Raw genomic sequence first — 20,937 nt, forward strand, 5'->3', positions numbered from 1 at the left:
CCTCCGCTGGCCGAGTAGCGACGACCCGGATGCCGAAATCGTCACGCCCCCCACCCTCCGCCGACCGAGTAGCGACGACCCGGATGCCGAATCGTCACGCCCCCCACCCTCCGCTGGCCGAGTAGCGACGGCCCGGATGCCGAATCGTCACGCCCCCCACCCTCCGCTGGCCGAGTAGCGACGACCGAACGGAGTGAGGACGACGCGTATCGAGGTCACCTCGATGAGCACACGACGGCGCCGCGGGGCAGAATCGTCGGCGTGGCCCGGTACGGATTCACCCCAACGCAGCTGTCGGCACGTGCCGCGTATCTGCTGCGCGGCAACGACCTGGGCACCATGACCAGTGCGGCACCCAAGCTGTACCCGCACATGTGGAGTTGGGACGCCGCCTTCGTCACCGTCGGTCTCGCACCGCTGTCGGTCGAGCGAGCGGTGATCGAGATGGACACCCTGCTCTCGGCGCAGTGGCGCAACGGCATGATCCCGCACATCGTGTTCGCCAACGGTCGGGACGGGTACTTCCCCGGCCCGGCCCGCTGGGAGTGCGCGCGACTGGCCGAATGCGCCCCCGACTTCCCGGACACCTCGGGGATCACCCAGCCTCCGGTCCACGCGATCGCGGTGCAGCGCATCCTCGACCATTCCCGACGTCACGGCCGGACGACGCGGGCGGTCGCCAACGAGTTCATCGACCGCCGGTGGAGTTCCCTGGTGCGATGGCATCGGTGGCTGGCTCATGCCCGGGATCCCATGGGGCGCGGCCGGATCACCATCTTCCACGGCTGGGAATCCGGTATGGACAACTCGCCGCGCTGGGACTCGGCATACGCGAATGTCGTTCCGGGACTGGACCTGCCGCCGTACTCTCGGGCGGATCTCGACCACGTGTCCGATCTGTCGATGCGGCCGACCGACCTCGAGTACGACCGCTACCTCTGGCTCGTCGAACAGATGAAGCGCGCGAACTACGACGACGACGTGTTGCCGAAGGTCATGAGTTTCGCGGTCGAGGACGTCTTCGTCAGTGCGATCTTCGCCGTCGCCTGCGATGTGCTCGCGACGATCGGTGAGGACTACTCCAAGCCGCTCGCCGACGTCCGCGACCTGCGCGCATGGGCCGACCGTTTCCGTTCCGGCGTCGTGGCCGCAGCCAACGACCGTAACGGCGCCGCAAGGGATTTCGACCTGCGCGCGAACTCGTGGATTCCGACCGAGACGATCGCCGCGTTCGCCCCGTTGATCTGCGGAGGTCTCCCGCGCGACCGGGAACGGGCTCTGCTCCGGCTGTTCGAAGGTCCGCGATTCTGTGGGCACCCCGACCTCCGGTACGCGGTCCCGCCGTCGACGTCGCCGATCTCGGCCGACTTCCGCCCGCGCGAATACTGGCGCGGCCCGGTGTGGCCGGTCATGACCTGGTTGTTCAGCTGGGCGTTCGGACGCCGCGGCTGGACCGAGCGCTCCGCGCGCCTTCGGGAGGAGGGTCTGCGCCAGGCCACCGACGGCTCGTTCGCGGAGTACTACGAACCCTTCACCGGCGAACCCCTGGGCAGCATGCAGCAGAGCTGGACCGCGGCGTCGGTGCTGGACTGGCTCGACTGAGCCCCGCGAGTCGACTACCTGCGAGGTAGTGGCCTTCCTGCGTTCAGGCGCGCAGTCTGGAGTCACGGCGATCCTCACAGGAGGTGTCCGATGACCACTCGACCGATTGCCACTCCACCGATTGCCACTCCACCGATTGCCACTCCACCGATTGCCACTCCACCGATTGCCACGACGATCCGCGTCAGACGCCGACCGGCACCACCGCGACCCGTGGCGTCGACCCCGACGTGGCTGACCGCAGTGATGAAGTGCGACAAGGCGCTGTCGTTCTGGTTCGTCCCGGCCGGCTTCCTCTTCGCGCCGCTCCTGCTGATCCTCGACCCGTGGCCGGTCGCCAGGACCATCGCATTGGTGACGATCTCCCTGTGCGGACTATGGCTGGGCCTGCTCGGGGTTTTATGGCCGTCGGACTCGCGCGCGTGTTGCGTTCCGGCGACGTGCTTCCCGACGAGTACTGGTTCAGATTGCTCGACTACCACCCGCCGCGGACTTGATGAACCGCTCACTCATTCCGTTCCCGCTCACTATAAATGTGAGCGGGAACGGAATCGTTGAGCGAATGTCTCGGTTGCGGATTCGCCGCGTTGCACACCATTACAAAGCCGTCACACTGCTGAAACACGCCACTTGTTTCATAACAGGGGACGGCGTCCACTCCGAAGAGTCACCGCAAACGACGGCTGGCAGCGGAGGACGCCGAGCACCTACCCCGACGAGCGCGTACGCGCCCGAGTGAGACATGGAGGAGCCTCGTGACGATCGAGAGTGCCAAGGCGTTGGAGTTCCGCGTGACCAGCGATGGCTGGAAGGACCTGCCGAAGATGCCGGAGGCCGAGTACCCGGGTACTGCGGGATTCATCGGCGACGTCTATGAAAACCCGGACGGCAGCCCGATGTGCAGCGGATACTTCGAGCTCCGCCACACCGACGAACCGCTCTACTACGAGTACGAATACGACGAGATGAAGGTCGTCCTCGAGGGCGAGTTCCTGTTGGAGAACAAGGAAACCGGACAGAAGACCGTTGCCAAGGCCAAGGATGCGATCTTCTTCCCCAAGGGTTCGAAGATCTACTTCAGCACCCCTGACTATGCGCTCGCCTTCTACACCGGGCAGCGCGACGCCACTCTCCTCTGAGCGACCGCCATGTCGCAGATCGCGTACTCCAGCGTGCCGGTGTGGGCGCGACCTGGTGACCTGGTCGAGACGTCGACTCCCTCGCCGACCGGCAGTTCCTACCTGCTGGTCGGTGTGGGGGACGTCGCCGATGCACTGAGTCGCTGGGAAGCCGACCTCGCGTCGCTGGCCACCACCCGAATCCACGGCGACGCCGACACGGCCGCCGACCTGCTGGCCGACGCGCTTGCCGAGGCCACCGTCGGGGTCCGGGTCTGGATCGTCGCCGACGCCGGCTCGGCACTGCGGCTGCGCGCCGTCGCCGTGAACGCCGGTCTCGAAGACGACGAGATCGAGTTCGGCACAACGGGTTCCGTCGAACCGACCGAGGCAGACGTGTTCTGTTCGCACTGCCGGACGGTCACGCGCGCCCGAGTGGCGATCGACGACGTCATCCCCTGCGCCGGTTGTCGACGCGACCTGCTCGTGTACCACCACGTGTCCCGTCGAACCGGTCAGTTCCTGGGGTTCATGGTCGACGCCGAGACCCAGTCCCTGACCACCGAGGAGATCGAGCTGTGAGCATCACAGTCGCAGAACCTGATTCGGCCGATGTCGGTGCGGCGTCGACGAATCGCCGCGCCGATCGGGCCGTCACGATGCAACTCGTCGTGACCTCGATCGACACGTCCGTCGCGGGTATCCGCGGCATCACCCTCGCCCACCCGGACGGACGTTCGCTGCCCGGCTTCATTCCGGGTAGCCATCTGGTGGTGCATGCCGGCGAGAACACCAACGCCTACAGCTTGACCGGCGACGGCACGCATCCGACGCACTACTCGATCTCGGTCCTCGAGGTCGCGGACGGCAAGGGTGGATCCCGCTGGCTGCACGAGGTGCTCGCGGTCGGTGACCTGCTGACCGTCGGACTCCCCCGCAGCGCGTTCGCGCCCATCGCCCGCGCCCGCAAGCATCTGCTGGTGGCCGGCGGAATCGGGATCACCCCGATGGTGTCCCATCTGCGCGCAGCCGTGCGCTGGGGGCGAGACATCCAGTTGCTCTACGTCTTCCGGAAGGACGCGGCCGCCCACGTGGCTGACGTGGCCGCGCTTGCACGAGCCCGCGCCGAACTGTTCACCGACCGCGTCTCGTTCATCGAACGCCTCGACGAAGCTCTCCGCGCCCAGCCGGTCGGCACTCACCTCTACGTGTGCGGGCCGTCGGCGATGATCGACGCCGTCGTCGACGCGGCGGCGCAGGCCGGGTGGCCCGACTCCCGAGTCCATTTCGAGCGGTTCGGGATCGACGCGCTCGACGCCGGTGATCCCTTCCGCGTCGACCTCGTCGAATCCGGGCGGAGCATCGACGTCCCGTCGGGGACGAGCATGCTCGAGGCCCTGGAACAGGTAGGCGTCGAGGTCCCCAATCTGTGCCGCCAGGGCGTGTGCGGTGAATGCCGCATCCCCCTGGCCGGCGGATCACCCATCCACCGCGACCTCTACCTCAGTGCCGAGGAGAAGGACGCCGGTGACGCCATCATGCCGTGCGTCTCTCGCGCCGCCGACGGCTGCACCCTGGAGGTTCCCCTGTGACGAGCACGATCCAGAACACCACTCCCACAACGCCGGACGACGCCGACCTGGTCGCCGGGTTCCCGTTCCCCTTCCTCGAGGACCGGTATCGCTACAGCACCAACGTCGAACCGGCCGAGCAGCCCGTCACCACACCGGCGGGTCAGTGGGGCACCGCGATCGTCGACATCGACTCCGAATATCGCGCCGAGATCGACCAGCGGGCGGCGATCCTCGCCGCCGACCCGACGAGGCACGCGGTACTCCCCCACATGGTCCCCGCCACCTGGGACGCGATGTTCACCCTCATGCGCGAACTCGATGCCGCCTACCCGGAGCAGATGCAGCTGCGCTCGACGGGTCCCGACGAATGGTTGTGGCGCAACGACATCCTCGGCATCGAACAGCGCTTTTGGTACGGCGACGCCACCACGCTCCCCGACGAACCGCTGCGGTACATCACCTCCCAGGTCCAGGAGGACATCGCGCTCCTGGACCAGCGCAACGGCCAGCTGTTCGTCGACGCCGGTGTGGTGACCTTCGCCGCGGACTGGAGCTTCGGTTTCGACGTCGGCATGAGCTTCCTCGAGATCCACGGACCAGTCCCACGGGTTCGCAGGGAAGGCGTCATCACCCGGGCCCACGAGTTCCTCAAACGGCTGCAACCGCACCAGCCCTACCGGCGGACCAACTGGACACTCACCATCGACCGCCGCCTCGACGTCTCGACCGAGATCTACCCCGAGTGGGGACCCGACCGCGAGGCCATCCTGCTCGTCGACGACGCCGAGTTCGGCCGCCGGGTCCACCTGCGCGTCGAGGTGCAGCACCTCATCCGGCTCCCCGACTCCGGTGCCGTCATGTTCCTCATCCGCACCTACCTGCTCCCCCTCGAGCTGCTGGCCACCGTCGACCCCTGGCGTCGTCGTGCCGCCGAGGTCCTGGCCGAATTGCCCGAGGACATGGCCGATTACAAGGGCATCATCAAGTACCGGGACCGAGCCGCCCGGTGGCTGCGCAACGCCGCTCGACAGTCGGCGCCGACCGGTCCGGGCATGCCGGTCTGGCCCACCACTCCGCCGGACGTCGACACCACCGGGGCGGCCTTCCTCGTCGTCGCGGTCGGCGACGACGCCGAGACCGCTCACGTGTCGCGGAACTGGGTCGCGGCGGCCGAGGCCGTCGGAGCCACCCGACTCCTGGTGCTCGACACCCTCACCGACGAGCAGGATCGCCGGTCCCTGAACGCCGCCCTCGATGCCGCGCTCACCGGCACGCGCATCCTCGTCACCGGCGGTCAGTACGACGTGATGACCGCGCTGGCGATGGCACGTGAGGCCGGAGCGGTTCCCGCGGAGTTGTCGTCATACGTCGTCCACACCCGCGACCTTCCGCTCTATTGTGCGCACTGCCGCACCACCTTCCGGGTGGAAGGCCGTGCGGGCGGGGTCGTCTCCTGTCCGGGCTGCGCTCGTGATCTGGAGGTTCACGAGCATCATTCGCCGACGATGGGCAGCTTCCTCGCCTCAGCGGCGGGCGGTGATGCATGACCGCAGCAGCCATCCCCGCACACCTGCACCCGGGTTACGTGACCTCGGCGCGCCCGATGCGTGTGGTCACGGTTCGTCGGCTGACCGAGGACATCACCCACTTCCGGTTCGCGCCGTTCGACGACGCCCCGCAGGTTCTGACGCCCTATCAACCGGGCAGCCATCTGATCGTCACCGCCGGTGAGCACCGCAATGCCTACTCGCTGGTCGACGACGGCATGTGCCCGAACACCTACGGCATCTCGGTGCTCCGACGCGGCGCCGGCGGCGGCTCGGACTGGTTGCACGACAACCTGTCCGAGGACGCCGTCGTCGAGGTGGAGGGACCCCGGTCGATGTTCGCGCCGGTCCTCGGCCAGCGTGGAGCACTGCTCGTCGCAGGAGGGATCGGCATCACCCCGGTCCTGTCGCACGCGCGTGCGCTGGCGCGTGAGCGGCGTCGTGCCGACATCGTCTACTCGTACCGGCCCGGCTGCGGCGCCCACCTCGACGATCTCCGCGCGCTCGCCCAGCAGCCGAACATCACCCTGCACGAGGTGTCCGGGGCCGACGCCACCGCGGAGTTGCTCGCCGAACGGTTCCGTGCCCAGGCCCTGGGTACCCACGCGTACGCGTGCGGACCGGCATCCCTGCTCGAGACGTACACCGAACTCGCGAAACAGGCCGGGTGGCCCACGGCGCGTGTGCATCTCGAACGATTCGCGGCTCCGGAACAAGACCCTGGCGACCCCTTCACGGTGACGCTGTCCTCGACCGGCGACCGGATCGACGTCCCGGCCGGCGTTTCCCTCCTGCAACGACTCCTCGACCATGGTGTCGAGGTGCCCAACCTGTGCCGCCAGGGTGTGTGCGGCGAATGTCGGATACCGGTGCGCGACGGCATCATCGAGCATCGTGACCTCGTCCTGTCCGAGGAGGAGAAAGCCCTCGGTGACGCGATGTTGTGCTGCGTCTCCCGGGGCCAGAACATCGAGGTGGACCTGTGACCACAGAAGCGATACCGACCGCATCGATCCGGGATTTCCTCACGGGGCCGGTGGACCACCTGTCCAACCTGCCGTGGCCGTTCCCGGACGACCTCGAGGAGTTCACCTACAGCGTCAACGTCGAGCCCGCACGCATCCCGCGGTGCACGCGCGGCGGTGAATGGGGAAGGCACCTGGTCGATCTCGGTGGTGCCGAGTATCCCGAGATCATGGCCGAACGTCGCCGGATCCTGGACAACGACCCCTCACGGGTGCGGGTCCGTGCCGGGATGGAGATCGCGTGCTGGGATCTGCTGCTCTACTACCTGCGCGACCTCGGCATCTCCTACCCCGGCCTCATGCACCTCGACGAGTTCGGCGACGGGCGCTTCCACTGGCGTAACGAGATCCTGGGCACCGACCAGGAATTCGTGCTCGGCGACCCCGACACCCTGCCGTGCGGACCGATGCAGTTCCTGGCCCGTGAGGTGCCCGACGATCTGCTCCTCGTCACCGAACGCGATGGGCATCTGTACTTCGACGCCGGTGTCGTGACCTTCGCCGCGGCCTGGTCGGTCTCCTTCGACGTGGGCATGGACATGTACGAAATCCACGCCCCGGTACCACGCATGCTTCGCGAGGGCATCGTCGCCCGCGCCGAACAATTCCTGCGCAGGCTACCGGCAGATCAGGTGTACCGCAGGGTGAACTGGACTCTGTCGGCGTCGGATTCGCACAAGCTCGACGTGAGTCTCGAAGAGTTGCCGGCATGGGCGGCCGACGTCCCGGCCATGGTTGCCGACGGCGATTTCGCCAGGGCACGCCTGCGAATCGAGCTCGAACACTTCGTCCGGTTGCCGATGTCGGGTGCCGTGACGTTCAATATCCGGACATTCATGGCCTCGCTGGAGGACGTGAAACGAATACCCGAGTGGGCCGATCAGTTGGCGGCCGTCATCGAGTCGCTCGGTGAGGACATCGCCGCCTACAAGGGATTTCTCGACTATCGCGACAACGTCGTCGCGTATCTACGCGGTCAATGACGCCCGTGAGCTGCTGGTGCACCAAACCACCGACCTCTTCAGTCTCCGAACCGAAAGATCGCCCATGGAACCGATACTCGCGGCCAACGCCGACCTCGCCTGGATGCTGGCGGCATTCGTCTTCGTCCTTCTCATGTTCCCCGGCCTCGCCTTCTTCTACGGCGGCATGGTCGGCTCGAAGAACGTGCTGAACATCATGTCGATGGTCATGTCGACCCTCGCCATCACCGCCGTGCTCTACGTCGTCATCGGCTACGGGCTCGTGTCCGGTCCGTCGGTGGGCGGGTGGGGCCTCATCGGCAACCCGACCGATTTCATCGGTCTCACCAACTGGTTGACCGACGACGCCTCCGGCGCGACCCAGACGCTGTACTTCGCGGCGTGGTTCATCCTGTTCGCGGCCATCACCATTGCCATCGTCGCCAGTGGAGCAGCAGGCCGGATGAAGTTCTCCGCCTGGCTGGTCTTCGCGCCGATCTGGCTCCTGGTGGTGTACTTCCCGGTCGCACACTGGGTGTTCTCGGCCGACGTCGATGACAACTACAAGGGCGGCTTCCTGCTGAACAAGCTGGAGATCGTCGACTACGCAGGCGGAACCGCGGTCCACATGAACTCCGGTGTCGCGGCTCTGGCCCTGGCCGTCGTCCTCGGGGCCCGCAAGCGCCGCATGGAGCGTCCGCACAACCTCCCGATGACCATGCTGGGCGGGGGCATCCTGTTCTTCGGCTGGTTCGGTTTCAACGGCAGCTGCGCGCTCGGTGCGAACTTCCTTGCGCAGGCGGTCATCCTGAACACGCTGCTCGCCGGATCCGCCGGCATGATCGGGTTCGCGATCATCGAGCGGTGGCGCGAGGGTCACGTCACGTCGCTCGGCCTGATCACCGGCACCGTCGCGGGCCTGGTCGGCATCACCCCTGCCGCCAGCAGCATGGCGCCGCTGGGTGCACTGTGCGTGGGCATCTTCGCCGCAGCGGTCGTCGCGTTCCTGCTCAGCTTCAAGAGCAGGCTCAAGATCGACGAGACGCTCGACGCCTTCGCCGTCCACGGCATCGGCGGCATCGTCGGCACCATCTGCATCATCCTGTTCGCGACCGAGGCCGCTCCGGCCGGTGTCCAGGGCGTCCTGTTCGGCGGTCCGGTCGACATCGTCTGGCGTGAGCTCGCCGGCATCGCCATCACCTGCACCTACTCGTTCGTGATGACCTGGCTCATCGCGAAGGGACTCGACAAGCTGATCGGGCTGCGCGTCGACGACGAGACCGAGATGGTGGGCCTCGACACCACGCTGCACGCCGAGACCGCGTACGAGATCCCCAGTGCCAGTGTGGGTCGGCCCGGCGGTGGGCTGGCCGGTCTGTCACCGTCGGCAGCTGCCGAATCGGTGGAGAAGTCGATGCCGGCATCGGCACCACCCGCGCAGGTCTGACCGCGCGGAGAAGACGAACAACGGCCCGGGGGTCCACCGTCAGACGGTGGACCCCCGGGTGCTTTCGTCAGGCGGCGAGGGTGGCTCGAAACGACACCGACCGCTCACGGAGCGGAAACAGACTCGAAACAAACGGGCGGTCTACTAACGGTAGACATTGATTCACACGAGTGGACATCCCGACAGGCAACACCTAGAGTCGACCCCCGGAGCGCATCATGACCACCACCAACGAAACCCCCGACACCGGCACTCTCGCCGAGCTGTGTGCGGCGAACGACACCAAGTTCATCCTCGCCATGTTCGTCGATCTCCGCGGAAAGCCGTGCGCCAAGCTGGTGCCGGTCGAGGCGGTCGACGAACTCGCCACGGAGGGAGTCGGTTTCGCCGGTTACGCGGTCGGTGCCATCGGTCAGGAGCCCAAGGACCCCGACCTCATCGCCGTTCCCGACGTCAGCTCCTTCCTCCCCATCCCGTTCATCAAGGAAGGTCTGGCCGTCGTCCAGTGCGATCCGCACGTCGAGGGCAAGCCGTGGCCGTTCGCTCCGCGCAACATCCTCAAGACCCTCATCGCGCAGACCGCCGACGCCGGCTTCGAGCCGTGGGTGGGCGCCGAGGTCGAATACTTCCTGCTCAAGCGCGCCGAGGATGGTTCGCTGGTCACCGCCGACGCCGCCGACGATTCCGACCAGCCGTGCTACGACGTCCGCGGTCTCACCCGGATGTACGAGCACCTCACCACGGTGTCCACTGCCATGAACCAGCTCGGCTGGGGCAACTATGCCAACGACCACGAGGACGGCAACGGGCAGTTCGAGCAGAATTTCAAGTACGCCGACGCGCTGACCACCGCCGATCGGGTCGTAACCCTCCGCTACCTCCTCTCGGCGATGGCCGCCGAGAAGGGCATGATCGCCACGTTCATGCCGAAGCCGTTCGCCGATCGCACCGGTTCGGGACTGCACTTCCACCTCTCCCTCACCAAGGGTGGCGAGCCGGTCTTCCCGCAGGTCAGTGAAGACGATCGCGGGCTGGGGCTCTCCGCGACCGCCTACGGGTTCATCGGGGGCATCCTCGAGCACGCACCGGCTCTGCAGGCCGTCATCGCGCCGACCGTCAACTCCTACAAGCGGACCGGCGCGACCGCCACCCGGTCGGGTGCGTCCTGGGCGCCGCGCAAGGCCACCTACGGCGGCAACGACCGGACCCACTACATCCGGGTTCCCGACGACCAACGCGTCGAACTGCGCGGTGGCGACGGGTCGGCCAACCCGTACCTGGCCGCGGCCGCGTTGCTGGGCGCCGGTCTCGACGGCATCAAGCGAAGCCTCGACCCCGGGGCCGTCGGCGGGGCTCCCAGCCACATCGCGGATCTGCCACTCACCCTGTTGCACGCCGTCGAGGCGTTCGAGTCCGACGCGGTCGTCATGGGCGCGCTCGACGCCGCACTACCCCAGGACTGGCCCGCCGACCAGGGCAAGGTGTCGACCTACTTCTCCAACCTGAAACGCGAGGAGTTCTTCGACTGGCACGCGGCGGTGTCCCCCTGGGAAGTCGACCAGTACCTCACCGCTTTCTGACGCGGCCGGCCCAGGCTGCGTCGACCGAACCACATCCCAACTCCCCTTCGACGTAAAGGATTCGACCATGTGCGGAATCGTCGGATTGCATCTGCGTAATCCCGATCTTCATCCCCGGCTCGGCGCGATGCTCGCCGTGATGCTCGGCGAGATGCAGGATCGCGGTGCGGATTCGGCCGGTATCGCGGTGTACGGCAACCCCGAATGGGCACCTTCCGGCCACGGGTGTGTCTCGCTGCTCGAACTCGATGTCCTGCCCGACGAGGTCTCGGCGACGTTGGGCGCAGCACTCGGTGTGCCGGTCGCCGCCCAGCTCGTCGATGCCACGCTGGTCGCGTCGGCCCCGGTGGGCGCCGAAGAACTCCTCGGCGCGGCCCGCGCCGCCTACCCGGACGCGTTGGTCGCCGGCTTCGGCTCGGACCTGACCGTCCTCAAGGGTGTCGGCGCCCCGCGAGACCTGGCCGAATCCTGGGGTCTGGCAACCGCTTCCGGCTGGCAGGGCGTCGGCCACACCCGGATGGCCACCGAATCGGCCGTGACCCCGTCGGGTGCACATCCCTACGCGGTCGGCCCGGAGCAGTGTCTCGTGCACAACGGGTCGTTCGCCAACCACGCCACCATCCGACGCGAATTGCGCGCGCAGGGTGTGGAATTCGACAGTGAGAACGACACCGAGGTCGGCGCCCGCTTCGTCGCCCACCAGCTCGCCGCCGGCAAGGACGTCGAGACCGCCCTCAAGGAGGTCTGCGCCAACTTCGACGGCTTCTACACCCTCGTGGTCTCCAACCGTGACTCCTTCGCCGTCGTCCGCGACGCCATCGCCTGCAAGCCCGCGGTGATCGCCGAGACCGACGACTGGGTTGCGATCGCCAGCGAGTACCGCGCCCTCGCCAAGCTGCCCGGCGTCGAGAACGCCCGCATCTGGGAGCCCGAGCCGGAAGTGGTCTACGCATGGACGCGATGACGCTCGACTCCACCACCCAGTCCCCCACCGACCCGGCGAAAGCGGAGACGATGAGCCCCAACCACCACTTCGACCTCGCGAACACCGCACTGCGAGAGATCAACTCGCTACTCCACGGCGACATCTCCGGGGAAATCGTCATCGACAACCCGGCGGGTGCGCACAGTGTCGCCGCGGGCGTCAACGCGCCGGTCAAGATCACCGTCAACGGTCATGTCGGCTACTACGCCGCCGGGATGAACCAGCAGGCCGAGGTGACCATCAACGGCAACGCCGGCACCGGTGTCGCCGAGAACATGATGAGCGGCAGCGTCATCGTCAAGGGCAACGCCTCGCAGTCGGCCGGTGCCACCGCTCACGGTGGACTCCTCGTGGTCGAGGGTGACGCGGCGGCCCGCTGCGGCATCTCGATGAAGGGTGTCGACATCGTGATCGGCGGCAACGTCGGACACAACAGTGCCTTCATGGCGCAGGCCGGCCGCCTGGTCATCCGCGGCGACGCCGGCGACGGCCTCGGCGACTCCATCTACGAGACCCGCATCTACGTCCGCGGTGAGGTCGCCTCCCTCGGCGCCGACTGCATCGCCAAGCCGATGCGCGAGGAGCACCTCGAGGAACTCGCCGGTCTGCTCAAGGCCGCCGGTTACGGCGACGACGACCTGACCGCCTACACCCGCTACGGATCGGCCCGCGAGCTCTACCACTTCAAGGTGGACAACGCTTCCGCCTACTGAGCCGCCCGCGAGGAGCGATGGCGATGACCCACGAAGGGCCCCAACCCTCTTCGCGCCACAACATCGAAAGTGACATCACCATGACCGAACACCTCAGCGTCGAGCAGCGCGGACTCCGCGAATCCGCCACCTACGACCGCACCACCATCGCCGCCATCCAGCGCGCCGCCGAGACCGGCATCTACGACATCCGTGGCTGGGGGGCCAAGCGTAAGCTCCCCCACTTCGACGACCTGCTGTTCCTGGGTGCCTCGATGTCGCGCTACCCGCTCGAGGGTTACCGCGAGCGCTGCGACACCGACGTCGTCCTGGGTGGCCGCAACGCGAAGTACCCGCTGCACCTGTCTACCCCGGTCACCATCGCCGGCATGAGTTTCGGTGCACTGTCGGCCGGCGCCAAGGAGGCACTCGGCCGCGGAGCGTCGGAGGTCGGGACGTCGACCACCACCGGTGACGGCGGCATGACTCCCGAGGAGCGCGGACAGTCCAAGCACCTCGTTTACCAGTACCTGCCGTCGCGTTACGGCATGAATCCCGACGACCTGCGCAAGGCCGACGCCATCGAGGTCGTCCTCGGCCAGGGTGCCAAGCCCGGTGGCGGTGGAATGCTGCTGGGGCAGAAGATCTCCGAGCGTGTCGCCGGGATGCGTACCCTCCCCCAGGGCATCGACCAGCGCAGCGCCTGCCGGCACCCCGACTGGACCGGCCCCGACGACCTCGCCATCAAGATCAACGAGCTGCGCGAGATCACCGATTGGGAGAAGCCGATCTACGTGAAGGTCGGCGCGAGCCGCACCTACTACGACGTGAAGCTGGCCGTGCACTCCGGCGCGGACGTCGTCGTGGTCGACGGCATGCAGGGCGGTACCGCCGCCACCCAGGAGGTGTTCATCGAACACGTCGGCATCCCGACCCTCGCCGCGATCCCGCAGGCCGTGCAGGCACTCCAGGAACTCGGTGTGCACCGTGAGGTGCAGCTGATCGTCTCCGGCGGTATTCGCAACGGCGCCGACGTCGCCAAGGCGATGGCACTCGGGGCCGACGCGGTCGCGATCGGCACCGCCGCCCTGATCGCGTTGGGAGACAACGATCCCCGCTATGCCGAGGAGTACGAGGCGCTGGGTTCGGCAGCCGGCTACTACGACGACTTCCAGGACGGGCGTGACCCGGCCGGCATCAGCACGCAGGACCCGGAACTGTCGGCGCGCTTCGACCCGGTCCTCGGTGGCAAGCGCCTCGCCAACTTCCTGCGGGTCATGACGATGGAGGCCCAGACCATCGCCCGTGCCTGCGGCAAGGCGCACCTTCAGCACCTCGAGCCCGAGGACCTCGTCGCCATCACGATCGAGGCCGCGGCGATGGCGCGGGTCCCGATGGCCGGTACCAACTGGATTCCGGGGAGTGGGCTGTGACAGAACAGAATTCGACCGCATCGGTCGTCATCGTCGGCGGCGGCCTCGAAGGTGCTGCCGCCGCGTGGGCCCTCGGGCAGCGGGGGATCACCGACGTCGTCGTGTGCGAACGCGACACCGTCGGCGGCGGGATGACCGGCAAGTCGTCGGGTATCGTCCGGTGCCACTACGGCGTCAGCTCGCTGGCCGCGATGGCGGCGGTGGGGCTGGAGGTGTTCGAGAAGGCCGAGGAGATCTTCGGTACCGACATCGGCTTCCGGCAGACCGGATACGTCGTCGGCGTCGGTGAACCGAATGTCGAGAACCTGCGCAAAAGCCTTGCGGCACAGCGTGAAGTGGGCGTTCAGACCGAGGAGATCGACGTCGCCGAGGTCGCGAGGATGTGGCCGACGGCCGATCTGGAGCCGTTCGCGGCCTTCGGCTGGGAGGAGCGCGGCGGATACGGGGACGCCTACCAGACCGCCCAGGCCTTCGCCGCCGCCGCACGGGCCACCGGCATCAGGATCCGCCAGGGCGCCGCGGTCACCGAGTTGCTGGTGGACGGCGACCGGGTCACCGGCGTCCGGCTCGCCGACGGCTCGACGATCTCGGCCGACACCGTCGTCGTCGCAACCGGCGTGTGGTCCAAGCCGTTCCTCGGCCGGCACGGCATCGACGTCCCGATCTCGGTGCACCGCGAGCAGATCGTGATGATCCACCCGGGTGAGGATCTCGGCGAGGTTCCGGTGTTCTCCGACCTCGTCTCACTCCAGTACGTGCGACCGGACGTCCGAGGCGAGATCCTGTTCGGCAACAGCGATCTCAAGGAACTCCAGATCGCCGACCCGGACAACTACAGCAACCGTGTCGACAGCGACTTCGTCGACCTCACCGTCGACAAGGTCGGTACCCGGTTCCCCGGCTTCACCGAACCCGCGATCACCAGCAGCTACGCCGGTTGCTACGACGTGACGCCGGACTGGAATCCGATCATCTCGGCGGGCCCGCTCGACGGTCTGGTGCTGGCGGTCGGCTTCAGCGGTCACGGGTTCAAGATCTCGCCGGCGGTGGGACGGCTGATCGCCGATCTGGTGGTCGACGGACGCAGTTCGGACCCACGGATCCCGGAGTCCGATTTCCGCTTCACCCGGTTCGCCGAGGGCGATCCGCTGAAGACGAGGTTCCCCTACGTGGGAGCGGGGGAGATGCGCTGAGAGTTCCCGAGCGGTGTGCAGGGGGGGTCAACCGACGAGAGGGCGCGAGAACATGTGTCAACTGACAGTGAACGACCTCGCTCACTATGCTGGCGAGGTGACCGACGACCCATTGATCCGGAACCAGTCTGGCATCGCACGGGAACGCCCCGTCGACCAGTCGGTCGAGGAACTCGAGCTCGAGACCGCGATCGCGCACAATGTGCGTCGGCTGCGGCGCCAGCAGGGACTGTCGGTGGGCGACATGGCGTCCCGCGTCGGCATCTCCAAGGCGATGCTGTCGAAGATCGAGAACGCGCAGACCTCCTGCAGTCTCAGCACCCTCGCCCGCCTGGCCAACGGCTTCGACGTCTCGGTCACGTCGTTGTTCCGCGGCGCGGAGATGGAGCGTTCGGCTGTCTTCGTGAAGGCGGGGGAGGGCAACGAGATCGTCCGTGAGGGTTCACGCGAGGGACATGAGTACGAGTTGCTCGGATCGCTTCGCGGGGAACACAAACGGCTCGAATGTCTGCTCGTGACCCTCACCGAGAAATCGGTGACGCAGCCACTGTTCCAGCACGCCGGTACCGAATTCCTGTATGTCCTCGAGGGCGTGATGGACTACGCGCACAGCCGCTCGGTGTACCGGATGCATCCTGGCGACGCGTTGCAGCTCGACGGAGAAGGAGCGCACGGGCCGGTCGAACTGGTCGAACTGCCGATACGCTTCCTCTCGGTCATCGCGTTTCCGGATTCAGCCGTCTGAGGCCATCGGCGGAGAGATCGAAGTCGTACCGGGAGGTCGGGACCACGTCGAGGTGTCGGTCCGCACCGAACCGCGCGACGCTGTTGAGCATCAGCGTCATTCGACGTTCCAGTTCGGTCTGGTCGCCGTCGCTGCCGTAGAAGGCGTGGATGTCGGTGACAGCTGCCATCGGGAACAGTTCCTCCACGATCGCGTCGACTCGCGGTGTGTCCCCGGTGACTGCCCGCTGGACGATGTTCTGCACGTATCCGAACGTGGCCTGAGTGTCGATCGCGACCCGGGTGTGGTCCTCGAGCCAGCGCCGCAACCATTCCTCGCGGTCCAGCTCGGCTGGGCGTCGTAGGAATGCGATGTTGGACAGCGCGTCGATGCGCGTTCCGTCGGCGGGAAGGTCCGGGTCGAGGGGAGCGCGCGCGGTGACCTCCCAGGCCGCGAACGGCCCCTCGGCACTCTGGGTGACCGCGGGGAGTACGGCGTCGACATCCCCGGCCCAGTACGTCACCACCGCGTCGATCGCCGGATCGAGTTCGTCGATGCGCATCGCGCCGGAGACGGGGTCGTCGTCGATGTTGAGCTGGACGCGTACGGCACCGGCTGCCGCGCATCGTTCGACGAGTGTCTCGGCACCGGCGCGCGCCAGTCCACCACCTCGCACCGCCACGATCACCTTCGAGTACGTCACCTCGCGCACGGTACCGGGACGAGCGGGTGTTCGGGGTCAGAACTCCTCGGCGCCGATCAGCGCGGCGTCGTCGTCGATCTCGTCGTCCGCAACGCCCTGGATGAGTGCGACGGCACCGAGTGCGACGACGCAGTAGGCGGTGGCGAACCACCAGGGAGCGGCATCGGAACCGAACCACTTGGCGAGGTACGCCACGAGCACCGCGGCGATCGCGGCCCCCATCCAGCGCAGGAAGCTGAAGCCCGCGCTGGACACCGAGCGCGGGGTGTCGGTTCCGCCGGAGGACATGGCGAGGTCGGTGAAGAGGGTGTTCAGCACACCCGACGGGAGGCCGGAGAGAACGACTGCGAGTCCGATGAGCCACACCTGATCGCTCACCGTCCCGACGCCGGCCAGGACCATGATCGAACCGTAGGCGAAGATCGCCACCAGCACACCGGCCTTCTCGCCCAGGGCCTTGGCCAACGCGGGTGCCACGAACACGCCCGCGAGTGCGGTGAGCAGACCCCACCCGAAGAAGATGAGTCCCGCGTGGATCGGGCGGAGCCCCATGGCGATCGGCGCCCACGCGATGACGGTGAACAATGCACCGGTGTAGAAGGCCGAACCGATGCCCGAGATCGACAGGGTGCGATTGCGGAGGGCCTTCAGCGGATCGACGATCCGCACCCGGTCGCGGGTGGCGCGAGGCGCGTCGGCGGGGAGCATGAACGCGCACAGGACGGCGCCGAAGAGCATGAGCAGCGCGGTCCCGCCGAACGGCGCGCGCCAGGTCCATTCGCCGAGGGTCGCTCCGAGCAACGGTCCGACCGCGAGGCCGAGACCGAGTGCGGCCTCGTACATCATGATCGCGCCCTGTCGGCTGCCGACAGCGGACGAGACGATGAATGCCAGTGCGGTCGCGAGGAACAGCGCGTTGCCCAGACCCCAGATCACCCGGAAGGCGATCAGCTGGTCGATGTCGTCGGCGAAGGCGGACAGCCCGGCGGCGACGACGATCAGCGCGAGTCCGACGGTGAGTGTGCGTTTGGGGCCGAAACGGTATGCGGCCCAGCCGGTCAGCAGCATCGCGACGCACTGGACACCCACATACACACCGAAGAGCAGGGTGACCTTCTCGGCCGGCGCCTCGAGCGCTTCGGCGATGCTGTGCAGGATCGGGTCCACGAGGCCGATCCCCATGAAGGCGATCGTGGCGGCGAAAGCAGTGATCCACACGGTACGGGGTTGCTCGCGGAACGTGGCGAGCAGCGACTTCTCAGAAGACGCCGTGTCGGTGGTCGGCGTGTTCTCGGTGACTGTCATGAGGTCCTTTTCGATCGCGGAGTGATGACGTGGCCGGGCGCCGTGGACTCAGGCGCTCGGCGGCTGCGTCGGGGTCTCGTCGAGTCGGTCGCGCAGGGCTCGGAGAGCAGGGCCGGCGGCGGCCAGGGCGGCCCGGTCCTCGTCGTTCAGCGCGGCGAGTGCACTGGTGAGGACGACGTCGCGTTCCTCGCGGATCTGCGATACGACGGCGCGGCCGTGGTCGGTCAGTCCGACCAGGACGGCGCGTCTGTCGGCCGGGTCGGGTCTGCGTTCGACCAGTTCGTGCTTGGTGAGTCCGTCGATCACCGATGTCGCGGTCGGCATGCGGATGGACTCACGATCGGCGAGTTCACCCATGCGCATCCACCCGGTGTCGGCGAGGACGTTGAGGGCTGACGTCTGCGCCGCGGTGAGCTCGACCCTCGGCGCGCGCCGGCGAAGCGCCAGGTAGAGCCTGGTGATCGTGGGACGCAGCGTCAGGGCGAGTTGCGCGGGATCGGAAGCGGACACGCTTAGAAAGCCTAATACTTCGAAGTTCGAAGTAATACCGGGCGTGCATGTGACACTGCCGACACATCGCCGCCCCGGCCAATGCGGAATCGCCACCGATCCGCCGGCTGAGCCGGTACCGGTCCCGCCGGCTGAGCTGGTACCGATCCCGCCGGCTGAGCCGGTATCGATCCCGCCGGCACCGACCCCGCCGGTAACGATCCCGCCGGCACCGACCCCGCCGGTAACGATCCCGCCGGCACCGACCCCGCCGGCTGAGCCGGTACCGAGCGTAGCGAGGCACCGCGTCGAAGCCCCACCGCGAATCCGGAGGCGGTCACAACGGGCACGCGCACCTATGCGCCGTGCACGCCGAGACGAGATCGCCGCCGCCACCCGACAAGCGCCGGTCGGACCAGCGCCGGGAGAGGCGGAAGTGGCGATTCTGCAGTGAGGCGTCAGACCCCGATCGGGCTCCCGCCGTCGCGCCAGACCGCGACCACCGACGGCCGCGGCTGGGAGTTCCCGCCGTCGGGCCAGTGCGATGCCGGGTTGTCCGCGGAGTGGTCGTCGAGTTCGCCCGGATGCTGTACCGCGATCAGGATGCGGTTGCTGTCGATGACCGGTCCACACGTCTCGGCACCCTTGGGGACGGTCAGGAACTGTTTCGTCTCGCCGCGGCGGTCACCGTCGAGGGCGACGGCGAACAGGCCGTCGTTGGAGTCGAGGGCGTTGCCGTCGGTGGAGATCCACAGGTTGCCGTGCGGGTCGAAGGCGACGTTGTCGGGACAGGAGATCGGGCTGACCTTGGTCTTGTCGAAGCCGCCGTAGTACGTGTCGGCGGCGGCGGGGTCGCCGCAGACGAGCAGGAGTTCCCAGGTGAACTCCGTGCCGGTGTGGTCGTCGGTCATCTCGAGGATCTGACCGTTCTTGTTCTCTTTGCGGGGGTTCACGAGATCGGCAGCGGCCTTGCCGTCGGTGCCGCGGTCGCTGTTGTTGGTCAGTGCGCAGTACACCTTGCCGGTCTTCGGGTTCGGCTCGATGTCCTCGGGACGGTCCATCTTGGTGGCACCGACGGAATCTGCCGCCGCGCGGGTGAAGACGGCGACCTCGGCCGGCGACATGCCGGCGATGTACGACCGGGCCGTACCGTCGGCGTTGACGGTGAGCAGGGGCTTCCACGACCCCTTGCCCGCGAACTTGCCCGCCGCGGGCAGAGCCCCGGAGCCGTCGACGGGTTCGGCGGTGAACGTTGCGACGTACAGGGTCCCCTCGTCGAGGATGCGCATGTTGTGTTCGCGTGCGGTCTTCGACAGTCCGCTCTTCATCTTGCGGCTCGACACGAACTTGTAGATGTACTCGAACTTCTCGTCGTCACCGCTGTAGGCGACCACCGTACCCTTGTCGGGCCCGGCGTCGACGACATAGATGTTGGCCGACTCGTGCTTGAATCGGCCCATCGAACTGTGTTTGACGGGAACAGCTTTCGGGTCGTGTGGATCGACTTCGACGATGTAGCCGAAGCGGTTGGCCTCGTTGGGCTCGACGGCCAGGTCGAAGCGCTTGTCGAAGCGACCCCAGTGGTGTTCGTCGGCATCGTCTTCGAAGGTGTAGCGCTCGAGACGTTCAGCCGTCTTCGGGTCGGTCACCGTGCTCGCGTTGCTGAAGTAACCGTTGAAATTCTCTTCGCCGGAGAGCATGGTGCCCCACGGGGTGAGCCCGCCCGAGCAGTTGGCCATCGTCCCCAGGACAGTGGTGCCGGCCGGATCGGCGGCCGTCTTCACGAACTCGGTGCCCGCTGCGGGACCGGTCAGCCGGAACGGGCTCGACGCGGTGAGTCGCTGGTTACGCTGGCCGACAACGGGTTTGAGCGCGCCGGAGCCGGGCTGGGCGGTCACCTCGACCACGGCGATACCGACCGAGGCCATCGCGATGCGGGCCTGCTGTTCGGTGGGTTGGCCGTCCTTGTACCCGGTGAACATGAACGGTTCGGTGGGGTACTCGAGATTGGCGACGAGGTAGAAGTGGTCGGGCACGCCGTCGACCGGGATGAGCCCGGCGAAGTCGTTGTTGAAGCCGAACTGCCCGGCCTGGGCCTCGGGGGTCTGGTTGGCGAAGTCGAACTCCGGGGCGCCGGGCAGGACGGGATCGCCCCACCGGATCACGACCTCCTGGCGGTATCCGTCGGGGATCACCACCGCGTCCTCGGTGTTGGCCGGGACAGCCGTGAACTTCATACCCGGCAGCGCATCTCCGGTGGCAGATCCGGTCGTCGAGGTGCCGGTCCCCGATCCGCTCTGGCCACAGGCCGCGAGCACCGATGCCGCCCCGACTGCGACCGCCGTACCCGCCGAGGTCTTGAGGACGCTCCGACGCGACACCGCGGTGCGCACGACGTCGCGGAAGTACGCGTTGTCGCTGCGGTTACCGGGATCGTGACGGCAGGCGTCGCCGCACTTGTAGCGGCACGTCACATATGCGCGCGAGGAACGCCCGGCATCGTGGCCGGCGGAGGTGAACAGCGGCAACTGGATTCGCACCCGCAGGACGCTAGGGGG

18 protein-coding genes and 1 pseudogene are annotated in these 20,937 nt (G+C 67.4%); 15 read left to right on the plus strand and 4 right to left on the minus strand.

All coding sequences use genetic code 11. The features are described 5' to 3' along the window. Nucleotides 1–261: 261 nt before the first annotated feature. The 15 genes and pseudogenes from ggh (at nt 262) to BPODLACK_RS02505 (ending at nt 15,903) form a co-directional block, all read left to right on the plus strand. Nucleotides 262–1,602 (plus strand): glucosylglycerate hydrolase, encoded by a 1,341-nt coding sequence (gene ggh, locus BPODLACK_RS02440; protein WP_096274856.1) that lies wholly within the window; start codon nt 262–264, stop codon nt 1,600–1,602. A 246-nt stretch (nt 1,603–1,848) separates the two neighbouring features. Further along, nucleotides 1,849–2,099: pseudogene (locus tag BPODLACK_RS23400) on the plus strand (hypothetical protein). 258 nt (nt 2,100–2,357) lie between these two features. Beyond that, nucleotides 2,358–2,741, plus strand: a complete 384-nt coding sequence (locus BPODLACK_RS02445; protein WP_006438059.1) for a cupin domain-containing protein — start codon at nt 2,358–2,360, stop codon at nt 2,739–2,741. Nucleotides 2,742–2,750: 9 nt separating this feature from the next. After that, nucleotides 2,751–3,302: a dimethylamine monooxygenase subunit DmmA family protein gene (locus BPODLACK_RS02450; protein WP_159404639.1), complete on the plus strand. Its 552-nt coding sequence runs from the start codon at nt 2,751–2,753 to the stop codon at nt 3,300–3,302. Further along, complete coding sequence (locus BPODLACK_RS02455; protein WP_159404640.1) at nt 3,299–4,312, plus strand: PDR/VanB family oxidoreductase; 1,014 nt, start codon at nt 3,299–3,301, stop codon at nt 4,310–4,312. The genes BPODLACK_RS02450 and BPODLACK_RS02455 overlap by 4 nt, the downstream gene beginning before the upstream one ends. Next, nucleotides 4,309–5,841, plus strand: coding sequence for a heme-dependent oxidative N-demethylase family protein (locus tag BPODLACK_RS02460; RefSeq protein WP_159404641.1), 1,533 nt, complete (start codon nt 4,309–4,311; stop codon nt 5,839–5,841). The genes BPODLACK_RS02455 and BPODLACK_RS02460 overlap by 4 nt, the downstream gene beginning before the upstream one ends. Beyond that, entirely contained in the window at nt 5,838–6,827 is a 990-nt protein-coding gene (locus BPODLACK_RS02465; protein WP_159404642.1) for a PDR/VanB family oxidoreductase, read from the plus strand. The genes BPODLACK_RS02460 and BPODLACK_RS02465 overlap by 4 nt, the downstream gene beginning before the upstream one ends. Further along, complete coding sequence (locus BPODLACK_RS02470; protein ID WP_159404643.1) at nt 6,824–7,849, plus strand: heme-dependent oxidative N-demethylase family protein; 1,026 nt, start codon at nt 6,824–6,826, stop codon at nt 7,847–7,849. The genes BPODLACK_RS02465 and BPODLACK_RS02470 overlap by 4 nt, the downstream gene beginning before the upstream one ends. 64 nt (nt 7,850–7,913) lie before the next feature. Beyond that, nucleotides 7,914–9,275, plus strand: coding sequence for an ammonium transporter (locus BPODLACK_RS02475; protein ID WP_159404644.1), 1,362 nt, complete (start codon nt 7,914–7,916; stop codon nt 9,273–9,275). A 218-nt stretch (nt 9,276–9,493) separates the two neighbouring features. Next, entirely contained in the window at nt 9,494–10,855 is a 1,362-nt protein-coding gene (gene glnT, locus BPODLACK_RS02480) for a type III glutamate--ammonia ligase (RefSeq protein WP_159404645.1), read from the plus strand. 67 nt (nt 10,856–10,922) lie between these two features. Next, nucleotides 10,923–11,819, plus strand: coding sequence for a glutamine amidotransferase (locus BPODLACK_RS02485; protein WP_006438067.1), 897 nt, complete (start codon nt 10,923–10,925; stop codon nt 11,817–11,819). Then, nucleotides 11,807–12,553, plus strand: coding sequence for a protein glxC (locus BPODLACK_RS02490; protein WP_159404646.1), 747 nt, complete (start codon nt 11,807–11,809; stop codon nt 12,551–12,553). The genes BPODLACK_RS02485 and BPODLACK_RS02490 overlap by 13 nt, the downstream gene beginning before the upstream one ends. 80 nt (nt 12,554–12,633) lie before the next feature. Continuing rightward, nucleotides 12,634–13,965 (plus strand): FMN-binding glutamate synthase family protein, encoded by a 1,332-nt coding sequence (locus BPODLACK_RS02495; protein ID WP_159404647.1) that lies wholly within the window; start codon nt 12,634–12,636, stop codon nt 13,963–13,965. Next, the gene (locus BPODLACK_RS02500) at nt 13,962–15,158 is read left to right on the plus strand and encodes an NAD(P)/FAD-dependent oxidoreductase (protein ID WP_159404648.1); all 1,197 of its coding nucleotides are present in this window, start codon (nt 13,962–13,964) and stop codon (nt 15,156–15,158) included. Before BPODLACK_RS02495 ends, BPODLACK_RS02500 begins: the two co-directional genes overlap by 4 nt. Nucleotides 15,159–15,210: 52 nt before the next feature. Next, nucleotides 15,211–15,903 carry a helix-turn-helix domain-containing protein gene (locus BPODLACK_RS02505; protein WP_024499059.1) on the plus strand — a complete coding sequence of 231 codons (693 nt, stop codon included), beginning with the start codon at nt 15,211–15,213 and terminating at the stop codon, nt 15,901–15,903. Here BPODLACK_RS02505 and BPODLACK_RS02510 read toward each other — a convergent pair. From BPODLACK_RS02510 to BPODLACK_RS02525, 4 genes are all read right to left on the minus strand, one after another. After that, entirely contained in the window at nt 15,875–16,594 is a 720-nt protein-coding gene (locus tag BPODLACK_RS02510) for an EthD domain-containing protein (RefSeq protein WP_159404649.1), read from the minus strand. The genes BPODLACK_RS02505 and BPODLACK_RS02510 overlap by 29 nt on opposite strands. Before the next feature lie 27 nt (nt 16,595–16,621). Beyond that, entirely contained in the window at nt 16,622–17,890 is a 1,269-nt protein-coding gene (locus tag BPODLACK_RS02515; RefSeq protein ID WP_024499061.1) for an MFS transporter, read from the minus strand. A 48-nt stretch (nt 17,891–17,938) separates the two neighbouring features. Beyond that, nucleotides 17,939–18,400 (minus strand): MarR family winged helix-turn-helix transcriptional regulator, encoded by a 462-nt coding sequence (locus BPODLACK_RS02520; protein ID WP_024499062.1) that lies wholly within the window; start codon nt 18,398–18,400, stop codon nt 17,939–17,941. A gap of 437 nt (nt 18,401–18,837) precedes the next feature. Then, on the minus strand, nt 18,838–20,919 hold the full coding sequence (locus tag BPODLACK_RS02525) for a PhoX family protein (protein WP_159404650.1): 2,082 nt from the start codon (nt 20,917–20,919) through the stop codon (nt 18,838–18,840). Between the last annotated feature and the right edge of the window lie 18 nt (nt 20,920–20,937).

The organism is Gordonia sp. YY1, from assembly GCF_009872315.1.
In the GTDB taxonomy this organism is placed as follows: domain Bacteria; phylum Actinomycetota; class Actinomycetes; order Mycobacteriales; family Mycobacteriaceae; genus Gordonia; species Gordonia amicalis.

Bases quoted from the DNA above. Each gene is read 5' to 3' on its own strand.
- glnT (WP_159404645.1), top strand. From the start codon at position 9,494: ATGACCACCACCAACGAAACCCCCGACACCGGCACTCTCGCCGAGCTG.
- BPODLACK_RS02485 (WP_006438067.1), top strand. From the start codon at position 10,923: ATGTGCGGAATCGTCGGATTGCATCTGCGTAATCCCGATCTTCATCCC.
- BPODLACK_RS02505 (WP_024499059.1), top strand. From the start codon at position 15,211: ATGTGTCAACTGACAGTGAACGACCTCGCTCACTATGCTGGCGAGGTG.
- BPODLACK_RS02450 (WP_159404639.1), top strand. From the start codon at position 2,751: ATGTCGCAGATCGCGTACTCCAGCGTGCCGGTGTGGGCGCGACCTGGT.
- BPODLACK_RS02475 (WP_159404644.1), top strand. From the start codon at position 7,914: ATGGAACCGATACTCGCGGCCAACGCCGACCTCGCCTGGATGCTGGCG.
- BPODLACK_RS02465 (WP_159404642.1), top strand. From the start codon at position 5,838: ATGACCGCAGCAGCCATCCCCGCACACCTGCACCCGGGTTACGTGACC.
- BPODLACK_RS02495 (WP_159404647.1), top strand. From the start codon at position 12,634: ATGACCGAACACCTCAGCGTCGAGCAGCGCGGACTCCGCGAATCCGCC.
- BPODLACK_RS02515 (WP_024499061.1), bottom strand. From the start codon at position 17,890: ATGACAGTCACCGAGAACACGCCGACCACCGACACGGCGTCTTCTGAG.
- BPODLACK_RS02490 (WP_159404646.1), top strand. From the start codon at position 11,807: ATGGACGCGATGACGCTCGACTCCACCACCCAGTCCCCCACCGACCCG.